The following is an 18,212-nucleotide window of genomic DNA, read 5'->3' as shown; positions in this document are numbered from 1 at the left end:
TAAAAACTGTATATTGAAGAGGAATATTCCTATATACGTAAAGGAGGGCTATAAATGAAACTGATGGAACAACAGTTACATGAGCTAGGTGGTTTACGAGTACATATTATTCCAACTGATAAATATAAAACAAATACATTTGTATTTCGTTTGAAAGCACCTTTAAATGAGGAGACGGTGACAGAGCGTGCCCTATTGCCATACGTATTGCAAAGTGCGACAGAAAAGCTTCCTTCTGTAATTCGTCTTCGTCAATATTTAGAAGAATTATATGGATCTTCTTTGGCAGTAGATGTAAGTAAAAAAGGAGAAGACCATATTATCTCTATTTATGTAGACATTGCAAATGAAGTATATTTACATGATGCACCACCGTTATTTGAAAAAGCGCTTTCTATGTTATCTGATATCGTTTTGCATCCAGCGACAGAGGGGAATGGTTTTCTACCTTCTATCGTGGAAAGTGAAAAGAGAGCGCTCTTGCAACGAATTGAAGCGACTTATGATGATAAAATGCGTTATGCAAACGAGCGTTTAATTGAAGAAATGTGCAAAGTAGAACCGTATCGTTTAAGCGCAAATGGGAAAAAAGAGAGTGTTTCTTCTATTACAAATGAAAGTTTGTATCAATATTATCAAAAAGTGTTAGCAGAGGATGAAATGGATCTATACATTATTGGTGATATTTCAGAAAACGCAGTGGATCTTGTAAGTAAGTATTTTTCTATTTCAGCGCGTCCTGCGAGAGAAAGAAATGTACTTCTTCATAAGAGAAATAATGAAGAAAAAGAAGTTGTGGAAAAACAAGAATTAAAACAAAGTAAATTACACATCGGTTATCGTACGTTTATTACGTATAAAGATGAAGATTATTTTGCACTGCAATTGTTCAATGGATTGTTTGGAGGATTTTCTCATTCGAAGTTATTCGTTAACGTTCGTGAAAAAAATAGTTTAGCGTACTACGCAGCATCTCGCTTTGAAAGTCATAAAGGTTTATTATTTGTCATGTCAGGAATCGAAGCGAAAAATTATGAAAAAGCGGTTGAGATTATTAAAGAGCAAATGCTTGCAATGCAAAATGGTGATTTTTCTGAAGAGGAGATGCATCAAACGAAAAGTGTCATTCGAAATCAAATATTAGAAGCGATTGATACACCGCGCGGATTTGTGGAAATGCTGTATCATGGTATTATTTCAGATCGTACGCGTCCGGTTGAAGAATGGCTTACAGGTATTGAAAGTGTGACGAAAGAAGAGATTGTGAAAGTTGCTAAAAATATTGAACTAGATACAATTTACTTTTTACAAGGAACGGAGGGAGAATAAATGGAGAAAATTGTTTATGAGCAATTAAAAGAGACACTCTATTATGAAAAACTTCCTAATGGATTAGATGTATATATTTTACCGAAGCAAGGATTTAATAAAACATTTGCAACGTTTACGACAAAATATGGTTCTGTGGATAATACATTCGTACCACTAGGTAAAGAAGAGATGATTCGTGTGCCGGATGGGATTGCTCATTTTCTTGAGCATAAATTATTTGAAAAAGAAGATCACGATGCGTTCCAATTGTTTAGTAAACAAGGGGCATCGGCAAATGCTTTCACATCATTCACAAGAACAGCTTACCTTTTTTCATGTACATCAAATGTAGAACAAAATTTAAATACATTGTTAAATTTCGTACAAGAGCCTTACTTTTCTGAAAAAACAGTTGAAAAAGAGAAGGGTATCATTGGGCAAGAAATTCAAATGTATCAAGATAATCCAGATTGGCGCTTATATTTTGGGTTAATTGATAGCTTGTTTGTAAAGCACCCGATTAAAATTGATATTGCGGGTACAATCGAGTCTATTAGTAAAATTACGAAAGACCTACTATATGAATGTTATGAAACGTTTTATCATCCAAGTAATATGTTAATGTTTGTTGTAGGTGCAATCGATCCAGAGAAAACGATGGATTTGATACGTGAAAATCAAGCGAAAAAAGATTATAAAAATCAACCGGAAATAGTACGTTCATTCGAAGAAGAACCAGATGAGGTAAATGAAAAGAAGAAAATTATTTCAATGCCTGTACAAACACCGAAATGTTTAGTTGGTATTAAAGCGACAAACTTAAAAGAAAAAGGAGAAGCCCTTTTAAAACAAGAAATTGCGCTTACGTTACTTTTAGATTATTTATTTGGGAAAAGTTCTGTTCATTACGAATCTTTATATAATGAAGGACTCATTGATGATTCGTTCTCGTATGATTATACGGAAGAGAATAACTTCGGTTTTGCAATGGTTGGCGGCGATACGAAGCAACCTGATGAACTGGAAGAGCGTTTGAAAGGTATTTTATTAAACACAAATTATGATCAATTAGATGAGGCGGCATTAGAACGAGTAAAGAAAAAGAAAATAGGTGGCTTTTTACGCTCCTTGAATTCACCAGAATATATTGCAAATCAATTTACACGATATGCGTTTAATGAGTCGAGTCTGTTTGATGCATTGACTGTATTAGAAAGTTTAACGGTTCAAGATTTACAAGAAGTAGCAAAATTATTATTATCAGAAGAAAAAATGAGCGTTTGTCAAGTTTTACCGAAAAAATAAAAGGTTTCACAATAATACCCTCATCTTATCATTGATAAATTGTAAGATGAGGGTATTATTTATTTGTGGGGAAAAGATTTTTTGAGATAAGAGAGGAATAGTATGAAAAAGTATGCATTAGTAACTGGAGGAAGCGGAGGGATTGGCTCTGCTATTTCGAAACAATTAATTCAAGATGGATATACAGTATATGTTCATTATAATAACAGTGAAGAGAAAGTGAATGAGTTACAGAAAGAATGGGATGAAGTAATTCCTGTTCAAGCGAATTTAGCTTCTACTGATGGGGCAGAGCAATTGTGGAAACAAATTGAACATCCTCTTGATGTTATCGTATATGCAGCTGGGAAGAGTATATTTGGACTCGTAACAGATGTAACGAACGATGAATTGAATGATATGGTAGAACTTCAAGTGAAGAGTATCTATAAATTATTATCAATGGCACTGCCTTCAATGATTCAGCGGAGAAGCGGTAATATTGTACTTGTTTCGTCTATATGGGGACAAATTGGTGCATCATGTGAAGTGCTTTACTCGATGGTAAAAGGTGCGCAAAATTCATATGTGAAAGCTTTAGCAAAAGAAGTTTCATTAAGTGGAATAAGGGTGAACGCGGTGGCGCCAGGTGCAATTGAAACGGAAATGTTAAACGTATTTTCAGAAGAGGATAAGAATGAAATTGCAGAAGAGATTCCGTTAGGTAGGCTGGGATTGCCAGAAGAAGTAGCAAAAACAGTGTCATTTCTTGTATCTCCAGGTGCATCTTATATAACGGGACAAATTATCGGAGTGAACGGCGGTTGGCATTGTTAAAAATTTCTTACATAAAAAATGAAAAACTGTACAAATTAAGCATGATTCTATTACTAAGTAGTGAGGTGCTTACACATGTCAGTTTTAGATAATTTTGATCAATGGAAGAGCTTTTTAGGAGAACGTTTAGAGCAAGCGCAAGGAAAAGGTCTTGATGGTGGTGCTGTATCAGATATGGCATTTCGTGTTGGTGACTATTTAGCGAATGAAGTAGAAGCACGCAACGATCAAGAGAAACTATTAGCTGAGCTTTGGAAAGTTGCTGACGAACAAGAGCAACATACAATCGCAAACTTAATGGTAAAGTTTGTACAACATAAGTAAAAAATAGAGAGGAGATTCTCCTCTCTATTTTTTTTGTATAATAATTGAAAGGGATAGATTATACATTTAGCTTCCCTATTAAGGTGAAATCATATAATATAGTACGTAGGTGTAAAGTAAGCAAGGGGAGTGATCTTGGATGATTGAATGGTATTTTGAATATGAAATACATAAAAACCGACCTGGCTTGCTTGGTGACGTTTCTTCGTTAATCGGTATGCTCGGCATTAATATTGTCACAATTAATGGTGTAGATAATGCAAGGCGTGGATTACTCCTTATGTGTGATAATCAAGAGCAAATCTCTAGACTTGAATCAATTTTAAATACGATGGATAACATAACGGTAACGAAATATCGTCCGCCAAAGCTAAGAGATAAGCTAGCGGTTAGACATGGTAGGTACATACAACGAGATGCAGATGATAAGAAGACATTTCGGTTTGTGCGTGATGAATTAGGGTTACTTGTAGACTTTATGGCTGAAATAATGAAAAAAGAAGGCCATAAGCTAATTGGTATACGAGGAATGCCTCGTGTTGGAAAAACAGAATCCATTGTTGCCGCAAGTGTTTGTGCAAATAAAAGATGGTTATTTGTATCGTCTACTCTTATTAAGCAAACTGTTCGTAGTCAATTGATTGAAGATGAGTATAGCGACGACAATATTTTCATCTTAGATGGAATCGTGTCAACAAAGCGTGCTAACGAAAGGCATTGGCAGCTTGTTCGTGAAATTATGAGATTGCCTGCAACGAAAGTTGTGGAACATCCTGACGTATTTGTGAGTCAGTCAGAATACACATTGGATGATTTTGATTATATTATCGAGTTGCGTAACGATTATGATGAAGAGATTCAATATAATTTAGTAGATGAAATTGAGCAAGGTACGCAAAATAATTTCTCTATGTTTGACTTTTAAAGAAATATTGAGGTGTTAGTAGTGACAGAATTAGGACAAAAGCTGAAAGAAGCAAGAGGAACGAAAGGCTTGTCTATTGATCAGCTGCATGAGATTACAAAAATTCAAAAACGCCATTTAGTAGCGATTGAGGAAGGCAATTATGATGTATTGCCAGGAGCTTTTTATGCGCGTGCATTCATTAAACAATACGCAGATGCGGTTGGATTAAATGGAGAAGAACTGCTTGTGGAATATCAGAGTACGATACCGCAATCTGAAAAACGTGACGTTCCACAAGTATCAACTGGACAAAAAACGCAAGAAACAATGCAAAAGTCTTCATCATGGCCAATTGCAGATCATATGCCAAAAATCTTAGTTGCGCTGTTAGTTATTGCAATTGGAGTAGTAATTTGGTTTGTTTTCCAAGCGTTGACTGGAAAAGATGATGAGAAAGTTCCGAATGCTCAAAGCGAGAAAATTGAAGTTAAAAAAGCGGAAAACTCTCCGTTAGATACGAAGAAAGATGAAGTGAAAGCGGAAGAGCCGAAAAAAGAAGAACCGAAAAAAGAAGAGCCAAAGAAAGAAGAACAACCAGCGCAACAAACGGGACAACAAGAAATCAAAGTAATTGGGACAACTGGTAAGGAATCCACTTTGGAAATTCATAATAATAAAACGTTAGAACTAGAAATTACAACAAAAGGCGCAAGTTATGTAGGTATTAAAAATGAGGCAGGAAATGATATCTTTAGTGGAACAATAGAGGAAGGCCAAACTCAAAAATATGATTTATCAACAGCGAAAGTGGTAAACCTTAATATAGGAAGTGCACCGAATGTTGAATTTAAATTAAATGGCCAAGTCGTTACATTCCCGTTGAATCCAGAAGAGAATTATCATCAAAAATTCTTGATTAAAAATCTAGGGATAGAGCAACCTGCACAATAACAGTCATCGCTTCGATGACTTTTTTCAATGAACAAATGTTTTTGATATGATGGAGGAATAGCTGTGAATTTACCAAATAAAATTACAATATCTAGAATCTGCTTAATTCCAATTTTTATGGTAATTATGTTAGCGCCCTTTGATTGGGGTTCATACACAATTGGTGATGTTGATTTACCAATTCAACATTTAGTAGGAGCGCTTATCTTTATTGTTGCTTCGGCTACAGATTGGATTGATGGACATTACGCAAGAAAGTATAATCTTGTAACGAATTTAGGGAAGTTCCTTGACCCGTTAGCTGATAAATTACTTGTTTCAGCGGCACTTATCACGTTAGTTGAGATGCAATACGTACCTGCTTGGATCGTTATTGTCATTATAAGCCGTGAGTTTGCGGTCACTGGTTTACGTCTTGTACTTGCTGGAACAGGGGAAGTAGTTGCGGCAAATCAACTAGGGAAAATTAAGACGTGGACACAAATCATCGCGATTGCGGCATATTTATTACACGATGTGCCTTTAAATTTAATCCATATTCCAGTTGCTGATATTTTTATATGGATTGCATTAATTTTTACTGTTATTTCAGGATGGGATTATTTCTGGAAAAATAGAGCTGCTTTTGTAAACTCAAAATAGAAGTTTATGGGGGAATTGGGATGAATGCTGAAATTATTGCGGTTGGAACAGAATTATTACTTGGACAAATTGCAAATACAAACGCCCAGTTTTTATCTGAAAAGTTAGCTTCAATTGGCATTAATGTGTACTACCATACTGTAGTTGGAGATAATAACAAACGATTACAGCAGGCGATTGAAGTTGCAGAAGAGCGTGCGGACATGCTTATTTTTACAGGTGGATTAGGCCCGACAAAAGATGATTTGACGAAGGAAACAATTGCGTCTAGCTTAGGGGAAGAGCTTGTATATGACGAAAATGCATTAGCATTAATAAGCGATTATTTTAAGCGTACAGGTCGTGAGTTCACTGAAAATAATAAAAAGCAGGCACTCGTTTTGAATGGGGCAAATGTATTTGCAAATGATCACGGTATGGCACCTGGTATGGGGTTAAATAAGAACGGAAAAGTTTATATTTTATTACCAGGACCACCGAAAGAGATGAAGCCAATGTATGTAAGTTATGTAGAGCCTTTTTTACGTAACTTTACAACAGGAGAAAACATTTATTCTCGCGTGCTTCGCTTCTTCGGAATTGGGGAATCTCAATTAGAGGTGAAAGTTCAAGATTTAATTGATGGACAAACGAATCCGACAATTGCCCCGCTTGCCAATGATGGAGAAGTGACATTACGTTTAACTGCTAAACATCAAAATGTTGATGAAGCAGAGAAACTCATTCAGCATGTGGAAGATTTGATTTTAGAAAGAGTAGGAGAGTTTTTCTACGGGTATGACCAAGAGTTTCTGCATTATAAGGCGATAGAGTTATTGAAGAAAAAAGGATTAACTTTAGCGTGTGCGGAAAGTTTAACAGGTGGTCTCTTCGGTAATCAAGTAACAGAAAGTGCTGGTGTATCTTCCGTATTTAAAGGCGGTGTCATTTGTTATCATAATGATGTGAAGCAACATGTATTACATGTACCTGAGGAAGTGTTGTCTACTGACGGTGCAGTTAGTAAAGAATGTGCTCGTTATCTTGCTGAAAATGTTAAAGAATTATTAAAAGCGGATATCGGAATTAGTTTCACTGGGGTAGCAGGACCAGATGCTTCAGAACATAAAGAGCCGGGAACTGTATTTGTTGGATTGGCGATTAAAGATGAACCAACTGTAGTCTTTCCTCTAAATTTAAGCGGAAGTCGTCAACAAATTAGGGAACGCTCAGCAAAATATGGATTTTATCATTTGTATAAAAAGCTAGAAGAGATATAAGTCTCTTTTAGCTTTTTTTAATGGTTAAATGCGGTTATATTTAATGAAAAATAAAAAAATCGAATAAATGTTCGATTTTTGTTGGCAAATTGAATTGAAAATAGGTATAATAAGATTAGCAATTCAGTTAAGGAGGAATTTTGAATGAGTGATCGTCAAGCAGCGTTAGATATGGCGTTAAAACAAATAGAGAAGCAATTCGGTAAAGGTTCAATTATGAAATTAGGAGAACAAGCAGAGCGTAAAGTTTCTACGGTTTCTAGTGGTTCTTTAGCACTAGATGTGGCACTAGGAGTAGGCGGATACCCACGTGGCCGTATTATCGAAATTTACGGACCTGAAAGTTCAGGTAAAACAACAGTTTCATTACATGCAATTGCAGAAGTACAGCGCCAAGGTGGACAAGCGGCATTCATCGATGCTGAGCATGCAATGGATCCTGTATATGCACAAAAATTAGGTGTTAACATCGATGAATTACTATTATCACAACCTGATACAGGGGAGCAAGGTTTAGAAATCGCAGAGGCACTTGTACGAAGTGGTGCGGTTGATATTATCGTAATTGACTCTGTAGCAGCTCTTGTACCAAAAGCTGAGATTGAAGGAGACATGGGTGACTCACACGTAGGTTTACAAGCTCGTCTAATGTCTCAAGCACTTCGTAAACTTTCAGGTGCAATCAATAAATCAAAAACAATCGCAATCTTTATTAACCAAATTCGTGAAAAAGTTGGGGTTATGTTCGGAAATCAACTACAAGTTGCTTAATCGTAAAGATTAAGGAGTTTACCATGGGTTTCCCTTGCTAGTGATAGCATGTTAAAAAACCTTGTGAACCTTATTGCCTAAGGGTGTAACTATTCATATAGTTGCTAACGGTGAAGCCCACCATTATTTAGGGTAATACCGTGCCAAGCTCCATAGTGATATGGGGAAGGTGTAGAGACTACCGAAAAGGACTTTTAGTTAACTGAGTAGGGTACGGCAGATGATAGGCTACTGCTGGAAGTGCAAGGCTCTCTGTAAAGAGATGAAGAGATAGTCCGGACTATAGAGATGGAAAATCTATAGATAGTGCCAGAAACAACTCCAGGTGGTCGTGCGTTGAAATTCTATTCAACTGTTCGTCTTGAAGTACGTCGTGCGGAGCAATTAAAACAAGGTAACGACATTGTTGGTAATAAAACAAAAGTAAAAGTAGTTAAAAATAAAGTGGCACCACCATTCCGTGTTGCGGAAGTTGATATTATGTACGGAGAAGGTATTTCAAGAGAAGGTGAAATCTTAGATATGGCTTCTGAACTTGATATCGTTCAAAAGAGTGGTGCTTGGTACTCTTATAATGAAGAACGCTTAGGACAAGGTCGTGAAAATTCGAAGCAGTTCTTAAAAGAAAATACGGATTTAAGAGAAGAAATTGCCTTCTTTATTCGTGAGCATCACGGAATTAGCGAAGATTCAGGTGCTGAAGATATGGAAGATCCAAGTCTTCTTGATTAAAGTGGGATAAAAGACACGGCTTCGTGTCTTTTATTTTTGTATCATTATGAAAGCGTTGTATATCGTTGGAGATAAAATATTTAATCCATCTAAAACATTATGTGTACAGAGGGATATATGCGTGTTTTACATGAATAAACTGGAATTTACTAAGGTTTTCCAGGATAATATGCTCTCTGCTTTTTACATTCCTATATAAATTAGAGCTGAAGGTAAAGAAAGTAAAAGTAGACAACGCTTGACAATGAAAATTGCGATAGATACAATGAGAATGTATATTTTTTCTTATATACGAAACACTCTTCTCAAGAAGAGAAGTAATATTCGGAGTAAGACTTAAATCTTGCCGAAATAATAATATGACATTTTAATTGTGAAATGAAGAAAGTCCCTTAAAAAAGCGGGACGACGGTCTTTGCTGTATGTTGGTATTCAATGTACATGCCGACAGTCTTTTTTCATTCATAGCAAGGGGAGGTGAAATCATGAGTAGTACAGTTTGGATACTCATCTCCATTTTGCTTGCAACAGTCGGTGCAGTTGTTGGCTTTTTTGTTCGAAAGTCTATTGCTGAAGCGAAGATTAATGGTGCAGCCAATGAAGCGAAACGTATTCTAGACGAAGCGAATCGTGAGGCTGAAGCACTTAAGAAAGAAGCGCTTTTAGAAGCAAAGGATGAAATTCATACACTTCGTACAGAAGCTGAATTAGAAATTCGTGACCGTAGAAGCGAATTACAAAAACAAGAAAATCGTTTAATGCAAAAAGAAGAGAACCTTGATCGTAAAGACGAAACGCTCGATAAACGCGAGCAACAGTTAGAAAAGAAAGAGGATTCTCTTGTAGCGAGACAACAACAGATTGAAGAGTTGGAAAGCAAAGTGGGAGAGTTAGTTCAAAAGCAACAAACAGAATTAGAGCGCATTTCCAATCTGACACGCGAACAAGCGAAAGCAATTATTCTTGGTAAAGTAGAAAGTGAAGTTTCTCATGAAATTGCCGTAATGGTAAAAGAAAGTGAAGTTCGTGCGAAAGAAGAAGCAGATAAGAAAGCAAAAGAGATTTTATCTCTTGCAATGCAGAGATGTGCAGCTGATCATGTTGCTGAAACAACCGTTTCGGTTGTAAATCTTCCAAATGACGAAATGAAGGGACGTATTATCGGGCGTGAAGGTCGAAATATTCGTACGTTAGAAACGTTAACAGGTATTGACCTAATTATCGATGATACACCAGAAGCGGTTATCCTTTCTGGATTCGATCCAATTCGTCGTGAAACAGCTCGTATCGCTCTTGATAAACTAGTACAGGACGGACGTATTCACCCAGCGCGTATTGAAGAGATGGTCGAAAAATCAAGACGTGAAGTGGACGAGTATATTCGCGAAGTCGGAGAGCAAACAACGTTTGAAGTGGGTGTTCACGGATTACATCCAGATTTAATTAAGATTTTAGGTCGTTTAAAATACCGTACAAGTTACGGACAAAACGTCTTAAAACATTCTATGGAAGTTGCATATTTAACTGGACTTATGGCGGCAGAGCTTGGTGAGGATGAAAAACTAGCAAGACGTGCTGGTCTATTACATGATATCGGTAAAGCGATTGACCATGAAGTAGAAGGTAGCCACGTTGAAATTGGTGTTGAACTTGCAACGAAATATAAAGAGCATCCTGTAGTTATAAACAGTATTGCATCTCACCACGGAGACACAGAACCAACTTCTATCATTGCAGTTTTAGTTGCAGCAGCAGATGCATTATCAGCTGCAAGACCTGGAGCTCGTAGTGAAACACTTGAGAACTATATTCGTCGTCTTGAAAAGTTAGAAGAGATTTCAGAGTCTTATGAAGGCGTAGAAAAATCTTTCGCAATTCAAGCAGGACGAGAAGTTCGTATTCTGGTAAAACCAGATACAATTGATGATTTAGAAGCTCATCGTTTAGCTCGTGATATTCGAAAACGTATTGAAAATGAACTGGATTACCCAGGGCATATTAAAGTAACTGTTATTCGTGAAACACGTGCAGTGGAATACGCAAAATAAAGTGGTGAAACACCACTTTATTTTTTTGTGTTGGAATTGGTTAAAATAAAGGAAATTAGTTATACCTAGCATACAAGTGAAACAAACTTATAATAAATATATTGTAAGATAATTACTTGAAGCTATAGTAATAAAAAATGTAGTACATAGGAAGGGTAAGACATATGAGAATATTATTTGTTGGGGATGTAGTAGGATCTCCTGGTAGAGGTATGATTCAACAATACGTACCGGCACTAAAGAAGAAATATACACCTACAGTAACCATTATTAATGGAGAAAATGCAGCAGGTGGACGTGGAATTACGGAAAAAATATATCGTAACTTTTTAGAATGCGGAGCACAAGCGGTTACACTTGGAAATCACGCTTGGGATAACCGTGAAGTATTTGAATTTATTGATGATGCAAAATATCTTGCAAGACCAGCTAACTTCCCAGAAGGAACTCCAGGAAAAGGGCTTATTTTTGTGAACTGTAATGGAACAGAAGTTGCAGTTATTAACTTACAAGGACGTACGTTCCTTCCTCCAATTGATTGTCCATTCCGTAAAGTGGATGAATTAATTAACATTGCGAAAAAACGTACGAATATTATTTTTGTTGATTTCCATGCGGAAACTACAAGCGAAAAACAAGCGTTAGGTTGGTATGTAGATGGTCGTGCTACAGCGGTAGTAGGTACACATACGCATGTTCCTACAGCAGATAATCGCATTTTACCAAGCGGAACGGCATATATCACAGATGTTGGTATGACAGGGCCGTACGATGGAATTTTAGGTATGGACCGAGAAGCAGTATTGAAGAAGTTTTTAACAAACTTACCAGTACGATTTGAAGTGACAAATGGTAGAACACAATTAAGTGCAGTGCTAATTGATGTGGATCCTAATACAGGAAAAGCTAAGAAAATTGAGCGTATCTTAATTAATGATGATCAGCCATTTTTTGAGTAATTTCCATTAAAATTTAGATAAGTTATTATTTTTTAATTTTTTAGAAAAATTACAGAAATTTAGCAGGAATACGTGTCATTCCTCGTGAATATAAGTTAAAGTGAAATAATTGCTAATACTTTTTATAGAAACGAGGAGGAAACGCGGAATGGAAATATTAAAAGTTAAAGCAACGTCGGTCCCTAATTCTGTAGCTGGTGCACTTGCAGGTGTTATTCGCGAACGCGGAACAGCAGAAATTCAAGCCATTGGTGCAGGTGCATTGAACCAAGCGGTAAAGGCAGTAGCAATTGCAAGAGGATTTGTAGCGCCTAGTGGTTTGGACCTGATTTGTATCCCAGCGTTTACGGATATTATGATTGATGGGGAAGAGCGTACAGCAATAAAATTAATTGTAGAACCTCGTTAAGTTTAAACAACCTGTTTGCAGTATGCAAACAGGTTGTTTTTATAATGGAGGAATGGAAATGAAAATATTTGATGCCCATTGTGATGTACTCTTTCAGTTATGGAATGCGAAGGGGAAAAAGGATTTTAAACATGATTCGCAATTACATATTACGTTTGAACAGTTAAAGAGAAGAAAAGGAAGTATACAATGTTTTGCTATATATGTTCCAGAAACAGTGGCGTATGAAAAACGATTTGAAGTGGCATTACAAATGGTAGATATTTTTTATAATGAAATTTTATCACTACCGGGTGTAAAGTTTATTCGGACAAAAGATGATATGAACATGTTAAAACAGGACGAGATTGGAGCAATATTAACACTAGAAGGATGCGAAGCACTTGGAAAAGATGAAATGAAATTACGGTTGTTTTATCGCCTAGGAGTACGTTCTTTTGGACTAACATGGAATTATGCCAATTTATTAGCTGATGGTGCGCTAGAGACGCGTGGGGCGGGTTTAACGACTTTTGGTAAACATGTTGTACAAGAATTTAATACATTACATGTATGGACTGATGTTTCTCATTTGAATGAAAGAAGTTTTTGGGATGTGATTGAAATTGCAAGAAATCCAATTGCCTCCCACTCAAATTGTAGGAAACTTTGTCAGCATCCACGTAATTTAAATGATGAACAACTTAAAGTTCTTATAAAGCGAAATAGCGTGATTGGTGTTACTTTTGTACCACAGTTCCTAACAAGTGAAAAACAAGCGAATATAACAGATATAATAAGACATATCGAATATATTTGTTCGTTGGGGGGAGAGAACAATATAGGATTTGGTTCGGATTTTGATGGGATATTAGAAACGGTTGTAGATGTATCAGCGTATGGAGATTATGAAAATGTAATTAACGAGCTTTGTAAACACTATGCTGCATCTACTGTAGAGCGATTTTTATATGATAATTTTGTTGAACATATAAGCTTTTAAAATTTTTGTTTTAAAAATCCAGAAAAATTAGAATTAATTCATTTGATATTATTGCTTTTTTTAAGACCTAATACTAGAATGAAAAACAAAATAGCTTTATACTAAAGATTCAGGGAAATCAGAAGAGGCATAATTTGCGTCCATTGTAGTTTATTTGCATAAAAAATGCTAAACTATTACTGTAAAAAAATACACTACAATGAATGCAGCCAAAAGGGGTGTAGGAGATGATTAGTCAACTTTCATGGAAAGTTGGAGGCCAACAAGGTGAAGGAATTGAAAGTACAGGAGAAATCTTCTGTATTGCATTAAACCGATTAGGATATTACCTATACGGTTACCGCCACTTCTCATCACGTATAAAAGGCGGCCATACAAATAATAAAATTCGTGTAAGTACAACAGAAGTACGCGCGATCTCAGATGATTTAGATATTTTAATTGCTTTTGATCAAGAAACAATTGATTTTAACTTCCACGAATTACGTCCAGGTGGGATTGTAGTTGCAGATGCGAAATTTAATCCGACAATACCTGACAATACAGATGTAAATCTATATGTGATACCGTTTACAGATATTGCTTCAGAATTAGGCACATCATTAATGAAAAACATGGTTGCTGTTGGAGCATCAAGTGCGGTATTAGGATTAGATGAAACAGCTTATTTAGATGTTGTTGAAGAGATCTTTGGTCGTAAAGGAGAGCAAGTCGTTCAAAAAAACATGGACGCAATTAAGCGCGGCTCTCAATATATGAAAGAGTTACTAGGTGAAAAAGTAAACATGATGCAGCTTGAAAAAGCTGATGGTCAGAAACGCATGTTTATGATTGGGAACGATGCAATTGCATTTGGTGCAGTAGCTGGTGGTGCTCGCTTTATGTCTGCATATCCAATTACACCTGCATCAGAAATTATGGAATACTTAATTAAAAAATTGCCAAAAGTCGGCGGAACAGTAATCCAAACTGAGGATGAAATCGCAGCTTGTACAATGGCAATCGGTGCAAACTATGCTGGTGTTCGTACATTAACTGCATCTGCTGGTCCAGGTCTATCCTTAATGATGGAAGCAATCGGTTTAGCAGGTATTACAGAAACGCCATTAGTAATTGTTGATACACAACGCGGTGGCCCAAGTACAGGATTACCTACGAAACAAGAGCAGTCTGATTTAATGGCAATGATTTACGGTACGCACGGTGAAATTCCAAAAATCGTAATGGCGCCAAGTACAGTGGAAGAAGCTTTCTATGATATTGTAGAAGCGTTTAACTTATCTGAAGAATATCAAGTACCTGTTATTTTCTTAACAGATTTACAGCTTTCTTTAGGGAAACAGACAGTAGAACCACTTAAGTTAGATAAAGTGGAAATTCGTCGCGGTAAGCTTGATTTAGAAGCGGAATTACCAGAACGTGAAAATAAAGCATACTTCAAGCGTTATGAAGTAACAGAAGATGGCGTTTCACCACGTGTTTTACCTGGTATGAAAAATGGTGTTCACCATGTTACAGGTGTAGAACATGATGAAACGGGTAAACCATCTGAATCAGCTATAAACCGTAAAGATCAAATGGACAAACGTTTCCGTAAAATGGAGAACTTGAAGTTTAATACCCCTGTTTATAAAAATGTTAAGCATGAAGAAGCAGACGTATTGCTTGTTGGATTTAACTCAACTCGTGGTGCGATCGAAGAAGCAATGGAACGCTTAGAACAAGAGGGTATGAAAGTAAACCATGCTCATGTGCGTTTAATTCACCCGTTCCCAACAGCTGAAATCGATCCACTTGTGAAAAATGCGAAGCGTGTTGTAGTGGTAGAAAACAATGCAACAGGTCAACTTGCTAACATTATGAAAATGAATCTTGGTAACGGTGAGAAAATTTCTAGTCTTTTAAAATATGATGGGAACCCATTCTTGCCGAAAGAGATTTACAACGAATGCAAAAAAGGGGTTGTATTAAATGGCAACATTTAAGGACTTTCGTAACAGTGTAAAACCAAACTGGTGCCCAGGTTGCGGAGACTTCTCAGTGCAAGCTGCAATTCAACGTGCGGCAGCTAACGTTGGCCTAAATCCAGATGAACTTGCTGTTATTTCTGGTATCGGCTGTTCAGGTCGTATTTCAGGATATATTAATTCATATGGTGTGCATAGTATTCATGGTCGTGCCCTTCCAATTGCGCAAGGTGTGAAAATGGCAAACCGTGATTTAACAGTTATCGCATCAGGTGGTGACGGTGATGGATTTGCGATTGGTATGGGACATACGATCCATTCTATTCGTCGTAACATTGACATTACGTACATCGTAATGGATAACCAAATTTACGGATTAACAAAAGGGCAAACTTCACCACGTAGTGAAGCTGGATTCAAAACGAAAAGTACACCACAAGGTTCAATCGAACCGTCACTAAATGTTATGGAAATGGCTTTAACAGCTGGTGCGACATTTGTGGCGCAAAGCTTTTCAAGTGATTTAAAAGAATTAACACAAATTATTGAAGCTGGTATTAATCATAAAGGATTTTCATTAATTAACGTGTTCAGCCCATGTGTTACTTACAATAAAGTAAATACTTACGATTGGTTTAAAGAGAATTTAACAAAACTAAGTACAGTAGAGGGATATGATCCGTCTAATCGCATGATGGCTATGCAAACATTAATGGAAAATAACGGATTAGTAACAGGTTTAATTTATCAAAATACAGCGCAACCTTCATACCAAGAACTAGTAAAAGGATATAGTGAGAAGCCTTTAGTGCAATCTGATTTAAATATGGATCAGAAAATGTTTGATGAACTTGTTGCTGAATTTATGTAATATAAGAAGAGGAGGTTGCCATTTGGCAACCTTTTTTTATGAGTGAAAATAAGGTAGTCTTATTTACTTAGAAAATTCAGAATGGTACAATAATATGTAAATCGTTGTATGGAAATGGCAAGTTCATTGCTAATAAAATGTAAGATAAGACAGCGCCAATTTTTTGTTAAAATTGGCGAAACGCTTCATACTATGGTAATGTTTATAGGGATAAAGCAATATGCTTTTTAGTAGGACAAAAAGAAATATAAAAAGGGAATGTCTATTTGTGTGGGGAAGACTTCATTCTTATAGATGATTAGATTGGTTACTCAAGTTTCAAAGGACAAGTTATCTCTCAAGCTATCTAACCATTTTTGAGGTGGGTCTAAGTGCATTAAAATGGACTATAAAGTGTGTATAGTTAAGGGTGAAAGGAGATTACCGATGAACGAGCAACAACGATTAGCAAGTCAACAAGCAAATTCCTCTAAGAAAAAAGAAGAGAAAGATTATAGTAAATACTTTGAAAGTGTATACCAACCACCTTCCTTAAAAGAGGCGAAAAAACGAGGGAAAGAAGAAGTTAAAATTGAACGGGATTTTGGCTTACCTGAAGAGTTTCGCAATTTCGGTACAGGAAGAAAGTTCTATATTCGTACATATGGTTGTCAAATGAATGAGCATGATACAGAAGTAATGGCAGGTATTTTCACTGCACTTGGATATGAACCAACCTTTTCAACTGAAGAAGCAGATGTAGTATTATTAAATACTTGTGCTATTCGTGAAAATGCTGAAAATAAAGTGTTCGGTGAACTAGGGCATTTAAAGGCACTAAAACGAAGAAATCCGGATCTTTTAATTGGTGTATGTGGTTGTATGTCCCAAGAGGAATCAGTTGTAAATAAAATTATGCAAAAAAATCAGCATGTAGATATGGTGTTTGGAACGCATAATATTCATAGATTACCGTACATTCTAAAAGATGCAATGTTCTCGAAGGAGACGGTAGTTGAAGTTTGGTCCAAAGAAGGAGACGTAATTGAAAATCTTCCGAAAGTACGTCGTGGTGATATTAAAGCTTGGGTAAATATTATGTATGGCTGTGATAAGTTCTGTACATATTGTATCGTACCGTATACACGCGGAAAAGAGCGAAGCAGACGTCCAGAAGACATTATCCAAGAGATTCGTCATTTAGCTGCGAATGGTTATAAAGAAATTACGTTACTTGGACAGAACGTAAATGCATATGGTAAAGACTTTGAAGATATAGAATACGGTCTTGGCGATTTAATGGACGAACTCCGTAAAGTTGATATTGCCCGTATTCGTTTTACAACGAGCCATCCACGCGATTTCGATGATCACTTAATTGAAGTGCTTGGAAAAGGTGGCAACTTAGTAGAACATATTCACTTACCAGTTCAATCTGGAAGCACAGAAATGTTAAAAATTATGGCGCGTAAATATTCACGTGAGCATTATTTAGAGCTTGTAAGAAAAATTAAAGAAGCAATTCCAAATGCGGTATTAACAACTGATATTATCGTCGGTTTCCCGAATGAAACAGATGAGCAATTTGAAGAAACGATGTCGTTATATCGTGAAGTAGGGTTTGATACTGCCTTTACCTTTATTTATTCTCCGCGTGAAGGTACACCAGCTGCAAAAATGAAAGACAATGTACCGATGGAAGTAAAGAAAGAACGTCTGCAACGCTTAAATGCATTAGTAAATAAATTGGCAATTGAAAAGAATAATCGTTATAAAGGTCAAATTGTAGAAGTGTTAGTTGATGGGGAAAGTAAAAATAATCCAGAAGTACTTGCAGGTTATACTCGTACGAATAAACTTGTAAATTTCGTTGCTCCAAAGTCTTTAATTGGTCAGCTTGTGAAAGTAAAAGTAACGGATGCAAAAACTTGGTCTCTTAACGGAGAATTAGTTGAAGAGCCGATTGAGGTGGAATAATA

General features: G+C 36.4%; 15 protein-coding genes and 2 pseudogenes. All 17 read left to right on the top strand.

What is annotated here, in order from left to right; genetic code table 11:
• The first annotated feature begins 54 nt into the window (after positions 1 to 54).
• Positions 55 to 1,329: an EF-P 5-aminopentanol modification-associated protein YfmF gene (yfmF, locus tag MR083_RS06190; RefSeq protein ID WP_000772435.1), complete on the top strand. Its 1,275-nt coding sequence runs from the start codon at positions 55 to 57 to the stop codon at positions 1,327 to 1,329.
• Positions 1,330 to 2,616 (top strand): EF-P 5-aminopentanol modification-associated protein YfmH, encoded by a 1,287-nt coding sequence (yfmH, locus tag MR083_RS06185; protein WP_000411947.1) that lies wholly within the window; start codon positions 1,330 to 1,332, stop codon positions 2,614 to 2,616.
• Positions 2,617 to 2,718: 102 nt separating this feature from the next.
• Positions 2,719 to 3,432, top strand: coding sequence for an elongation factor P 5-aminopentanone reductase (gene ymfI, locus MR083_RS06180; RefSeq protein ID WP_000759611.1), 714 nt, complete (start codon positions 2,719 to 2,721; stop codon positions 3,430 to 3,432).
• A gap of 75 nt (positions 3,433 to 3,507) precedes the next feature.
• The gene (locus tag MR083_RS06175; RefSeq protein WP_000114454.1) at positions 3,508 to 3,756 is read left to right on the top strand and encodes a DUF3243 domain-containing protein; all 249 of its coding nucleotides are present in this window, start codon (positions 3,508 to 3,510) and stop codon (positions 3,754 to 3,756) included.
• A 139-nt stretch (positions 3,757 to 3,895) separates the two neighbouring features.
• Positions 3,896 to 4,681, top strand: a complete 786-nt coding sequence (locus MR083_RS06170) for a DUF3388 domain-containing protein (RefSeq protein WP_000574107.1) — start codon at positions 3,896 to 3,898, stop codon at positions 4,679 to 4,681.
• 21 nt (positions 4,682 to 4,702) lie between these two features.
• Entirely contained in the window at positions 4,703 to 5,614 is a 912-nt protein-coding gene (locus MR083_RS06165; protein ID WP_000137481.1) for a helix-turn-helix domain-containing protein, read from the top strand.
• A 63-nt stretch (positions 5,615 to 5,677) separates the two neighbouring features.
• Complete coding sequence (pgsA, locus tag MR083_RS06160) at positions 5,678 to 6,256, top strand: CDP-diacylglycerol--glycerol-3-phosphate 3-phosphatidyltransferase (RefSeq protein WP_001052965.1); 579 nt, start codon at positions 5,678 to 5,680, stop codon at positions 6,254 to 6,256.
• Between the two features lie 20 nt (positions 6,257 to 6,276).
• Positions 6,277 to 7,515 carry a competence/damage-inducible protein CinA gene (cinA, locus tag MR083_RS06155; protein WP_000990722.1) on the top strand — a complete coding sequence of 413 codons (1,239 nt, stop codon included), beginning with the start codon at positions 6,277 to 6,279 and terminating at the stop codon, positions 7,513 to 7,515.
• A gap of 144 nt (positions 7,516 to 7,659) precedes the next feature.
• Positions 7,660 to 8,268 (top strand): annotated as a pseudogene (recA, locus tag MR083_RS06150) (recombinase RecA); the annotation flags it as partial.
• A gap of 327 nt (positions 8,269 to 8,595) precedes the next feature.
• Positions 8,596 to 9,018, top strand: a pseudogene (locus MR083_RS06145) (recombinase RecA family protein); the annotation flags it as partial.
• 485 nt (positions 9,019 to 9,503) lie between these two features.
• Positions 9,504 to 11,066: a ribonuclease Y gene (rny, locus tag MR083_RS06140; protein WP_000099774.1), complete on the top strand. Its 1,563-nt coding sequence runs from the start codon at positions 9,504 to 9,506 to the stop codon at positions 11,064 to 11,066.
• 164 nt (positions 11,067 to 11,230) lie between these two features.
• Positions 11,231 to 12,025: a TIGR00282 family metallophosphoesterase gene (locus tag MR083_RS06135; RefSeq protein WP_001221095.1), complete on the top strand. Its 795-nt coding sequence runs from the start codon at positions 11,231 to 11,233 to the stop codon at positions 12,023 to 12,025.
• A 148-nt stretch (positions 12,026 to 12,173) separates the two neighbouring features.
• Positions 12,174 to 12,434: a stage V sporulation protein SpoVS gene (spoVS, locus tag MR083_RS06130; RefSeq protein ID WP_000404341.1), complete on the top strand. Its 261-nt coding sequence runs from the start codon at positions 12,174 to 12,176 to the stop codon at positions 12,432 to 12,434.
• 58 nt (positions 12,435 to 12,492) lie between these two features.
• Entirely contained in the window at positions 12,493 to 13,416 is a 924-nt protein-coding gene (locus MR083_RS06125; RefSeq protein WP_000688010.1) for a dipeptidase, read from the top strand.
• A 227-nt stretch (positions 13,417 to 13,643) separates the two neighbouring features.
• On the top strand, positions 13,644 to 15,401 hold the full coding sequence (locus MR083_RS06120) for a 2-oxoacid:acceptor oxidoreductase subunit alpha (protein ID WP_000625421.1): 1,758 nt from the start codon (positions 13,644 to 13,646) through the stop codon (positions 15,399 to 15,401).
• Positions 15,388 to 16,254, top strand: coding sequence for a 2-oxoacid:ferredoxin oxidoreductase subunit beta (locus MR083_RS06115; RefSeq protein ID WP_000190154.1), 867 nt, complete (start codon positions 15,388 to 15,390; stop codon positions 16,252 to 16,254). The genes MR083_RS06120 and MR083_RS06115 overlap by 14 nt, the downstream gene beginning before the upstream one ends.
• 426 nt (positions 16,255 to 16,680) lie before the next feature.
• Entirely contained in the window at positions 16,681 to 18,210 is a 1,530-nt protein-coding gene (gene miaB, locus MR083_RS06110) for a tRNA (N6-isopentenyl adenosine(37)-C2)-methylthiotransferase MiaB (RefSeq protein WP_001005374.1), read from the top strand.
• The last annotated feature ends 2 nt before the right edge of the window (positions 18,211 to 18,212 follow it).

The sequence above is a fragment of the Bacillus cereus group sp. BfR-BA-01408 genome (genome assembly GCF_022663305.1).
Taxonomy (GTDB): domain Bacteria; phylum Bacillota; class Bacilli; order Bacillales; family Bacillaceae_G; genus Bacillus_A; species Bacillus_A pacificus.
This window is presented reverse-complemented; position numbering and strand designations above follow the sequence as displayed.